This window comes from Caballeronia choica (assembly GCF_001544535.1).
Lineage (GTDB): Bacteria > Pseudomonadota > Gammaproteobacteria > Burkholderiales > Burkholderiaceae > Caballeronia > Caballeronia choica.
The window spans coordinates 1-3,141 of the sequence record NZ_FCON02000339.1 but is presented as its reverse complement, the minus strand read 5'-3'; the positions used below and the strand labels follow the sequence as shown (position 1 = coordinate 3,141).

General features: G+C 58.4%; 4 protein-coding genes. 2 read left to right on the top strand and 2 right to left on the bottom strand.

What is annotated here, in order from left to right; all coding sequences use genetic code 11:
* Window positions 1-25: 25 nt before the first annotated feature.
* Entirely contained in the window at window positions 26-259 is a 234-nt protein-coding gene (locus tag AWB68_RS43535; protein ID WP_087650269.1) for a hypothetical protein, read from the bottom strand.
* A 429-nt stretch (window positions 260-688) separates the two neighbouring features.
* On the opposite strand from AWB68_RS43535, the gene AWB68_RS43530 reads away from it, so the two are divergent.
* Entirely contained in the window at window positions 689-961 is a 273-nt protein-coding gene (locus AWB68_RS43530; protein WP_087650268.1) for a hypothetical protein, read from the top strand.
* Between the two features lie 318 nt (window positions 962-1,279).
* Here AWB68_RS43530 and AWB68_RS43520 read toward each other — a convergent pair whose 3' ends face one another.
* Window positions 1,280-2,428, bottom strand: a complete 1,149-nt coding sequence (locus AWB68_RS43520) for a BamA/TamA family outer membrane protein (protein ID WP_200828964.1) — start codon at window positions 2,426-2,428, stop codon at window positions 1,280-1,282.
* A 247-nt stretch (window positions 2,429-2,675) separates the two neighbouring features.
* On the opposite strand from AWB68_RS43520, the gene AWB68_RS43515 reads away from it, so the two are divergent.
* The gene (locus tag AWB68_RS43515; protein WP_235028854.1) at window positions 2,676-2,963 is read left to right on the top strand and encodes a hypothetical protein; all 288 of its coding nucleotides are present in this window, start codon (window positions 2,676-2,678) and stop codon (window positions 2,961-2,963) included.
* The last annotated feature ends 178 nt before the right edge of the window (window positions 2,964-3,141 follow it).

Here is a 3,141-nt window from a genome sequence, read left to right as displayed (position 1 = left end):
GCTCGTCGTCATCTGCCTACAACGTTCACAACAGGCAATCGGATGACAGCGCGGCTTCTGCCGCGCAGACTCCTAGGTGATCGCGCGCCGCAGCCAGATCCGCAGCGCGCTTTGCCACCTCGAAGTTCGCCGCCAAATTGACCGCCGCGTAGTTCAGGCGCGAGTCGTTCAGCGATACCCTGAAGGCGATGCCGAAGCGAGAAAGCCCAGCAGTGAGCGCTTCGGCCGTCCGCTTTTCGATCAGTCGGCCGCGCCGCATAAGATCTCCCCCTCGGGGTTTGCCGCCGCTTCTTCCTGCGTTGTGGGTTGTAGGTTCACTGCGTTCATTTCGGGTTTTCCGTGAATCGTTTTTTCGAATCCAGCCGTGGACTCGATGACTCAATTGGACTGTCACGACCAAAACGCGGGGCAAATATCAGACGTCGCGAATGCGACTAAGAGGCAGCTATCAGACGGGAGGGGAGCCGCGTCATCAGACAAACAATCTGTTGCGAGTACCGCGCAGCGCCTCTATCGATGAGAATTTCCGGGAAGTTCGGTCACGCGTTGGACGCACATAGGGCGCACCGTGCGGGGCGCGACCGTTTGCGCCATACCGACACTCGGAAGGATTTGACACACGTCTCTGCCAGTTTTTGATACCTTTCTCATGGCAGAGGAAGAGCACCCAACGACAGGAGACTTCATCATGCTGCGATGGATCGCGAACTGGGCAGTGCACCATGCAGTCACCCCGGAGAAACAAGCCGAAAAAGCATTGCCACAATTGCGTCTGGAGCTTTATCAAGCGGAGCAGCGAATCCTCGATGCGCAGATGCACGCGGACTACTACCGTGCACGCCTGGCTTTTTGCGAGGAGGTCATAAAAAACGGTATCGAGCAGGTGGCCGACCAGCGCAAAGATCAACAGGACACGTCACAGGCGTCGCGACCTGGACTCAAGCTCACAGCGGCTCAGTAGCGCGTCGATCAGAGGAAATCCAGCCGCAACAGGGCGCAGCATCCGCAACGCGGCGCCCGCCTACGCCGCGTTGCGGATGTGGCCGATCGGTGCGGACGTTACTCGGCGGACCAGCAGCGGGAGGCGGCGCCGATCGACGACAGACGGCAGCCGGGCATGAAGAACACGCGCGGCGTTTCCGCGAATGACTGGTCCGAGTGCACTTTCCAGCCTGACCGCTTACTCGAAATCTACGACCTGGATCTGCTCCGGGCAACGAAGCGATTCACGGCAAGATTCTGAGATCGGAACGAGCACGGCCGACCAACGTCAATCGGCTCACCATCCGTATCCCATCTTGAACAGCAAGGCTTTGTTGCCCTCTTTTCCAAGCGCGAACTCCATATTGGCAACGATGCCCTGAGCAGGCTTGAGGATGTACTGGACACCAGCGCCCACGCTCGGAAAGCGGTTGGCCGAATCTGTGCAGCCGTTACGGCTCGCGCCATACAGGCACGCCACGCCGGCAAAGAGCGTGGCCGTCCAGCGCGCTGCCAGGCGATGGCGTTCCTCGACTTCGAGAGAGGACATGTACTTGCCAAGATACTCACCCGTCGTGTATCCGCGTAATAGCACTGGCGCGTAGGCGCCCGGGGGTGCGTCCGCCGTCCACTGGTTGCTCTGCCGCACTGCAAATACGTTCCCGTCTCCGTGGCTCCAGTATTGCCTGTAGTCAGCCCGGTACACGTTGAAATTGTTGCTTCCCTCAATACTTTGGCGATAGGCGATATTGTTCACGTTGAGGTACCACCCGTGCTTCGGCGCGTCCACGATATCTCGTGAATCGTGGTTGATAACTAAGCCGACGCCGCCCGCCTTGAAACCGGTCAATCCTAGGACGTTGAGTATGTCATCGTCCAGAGCCGTCTGCCCCACGATCTGGTAGTTAGTGAAAATCGCCTGTGCGCCAACGAACCAATCGTTTTTCAGGCGGTACAGGTAACGGCCCACCAGCGCCTGCAAATGGTCGTCGGACTTCAACGCAGTACCGGTCCCGAGAAAGTTGTCGTAGTCGTTTTTGATCACTCCGCCAACGGCTAGCGCGGAAATCCGATGTTGGTCGTTAGCGAACGATGTTCGGGCGAAGATCGCTGCGGTAGCGGAATTGGTGGATGTGTACTGTGCGCTGATACCAAACATCGACACTTGCGACTGAGCGTCGAATTTTCGAACGTAAGCGCCAAGTGCCCCGAATGAGGTGCCGAGCTTCGGGTTGTTCGAGAACGTTGGCAAGAGCAGCCAAGGCGAAGGCGCTTTCGCCGGCTCCGGAGATTTCGCTGGCTCCTGCGACTGGATCGGCTCCTCATCGGCGCACACCGTACTACTGATCGCAAGCAGAACGCAGACGCCCAGAGCGGCGGCCTCCAGGCGAACGCTTCGGCACCGGGTGGCGGGGGCTGCCCCACTAAACCTTTGCTGACTATCCATGGCAGGACGCCTCTTCCGGGTACCCGTGTGATTTTTGTACTTCCTGTGGCTTCAAATGCGTCTTCGCGGTCGCCATCGGCAGTATATCTAACACGGAGCGGTCTCAATTTCTCTCGGATCGATCCCGAAGCGATCGGCAAAATAGATAACGTTGAAGTTTGCTTAGAGACGATGAATCCATCGGCATAGCAGCTTTCCGCCATCGTCGACCGCTATGTTGACACGCACCCGGAGGCCTGGAACGGCTTTGCGAAACGCGATCGCAAAAGAGCAATTGACGTCCGACCTGGATACGGTGCGAGCGTCGGGCGTCGTGCACGTGTTTCTCGACGGGCTGTTGCGAGACTGGTTGCTGGAACAGAATTCGATCGTATTGCCGCGCGATGCTACGTATTTGGCGGACGTCTGCATCGGAATGCTGCGGCATTCGCCTTCGCTGCGGCCGGGGGTGGGGATGTGCATTCGCACGGTTAAGGGACGTTCGGCCTCCGATCTTCTTCGTCGCGTCATCGGCCTTATGCGAATCTTTCCATAAGACCGATGACCGGGCTCTCGCCGTCCGGCTGTGAAAGTCCGTTCTCTGCGTCAAGCTGCCACTTGATTGGCTGAACGACGGTTATGGCGAACGACGGCAACTGGCCGGTTTGAGTCGGATAATCACGTGGTCCACCAGCATGTGCGGGGAAGTGTACTGCCTACCTCCATTCGCAGAA

Excerpts from the sequence above, each read along its gene's own strand:
- AWB68_RS43535 (WP_087650269.1), bottom strand. The coding sequence starts at position 259 with ATGCGGCGCGGCCGACTGATCGAAAAGCGGACGGCCGAAGCGCTCACT.
- AWB68_RS43530 (WP_087650268.1), top strand. The coding sequence starts at position 689 with ATGCTGCGATGGATCGCGAACTGGGCAGTGCACCATGCAGTCACCCCG.
- AWB68_RS43520 (WP_200828964.1), bottom strand. The coding sequence starts at position 2,428 with ATGGATAGTCAGCAAAGGTTTAGTGGGGCAGCCCCCGCCACCCGGTGC.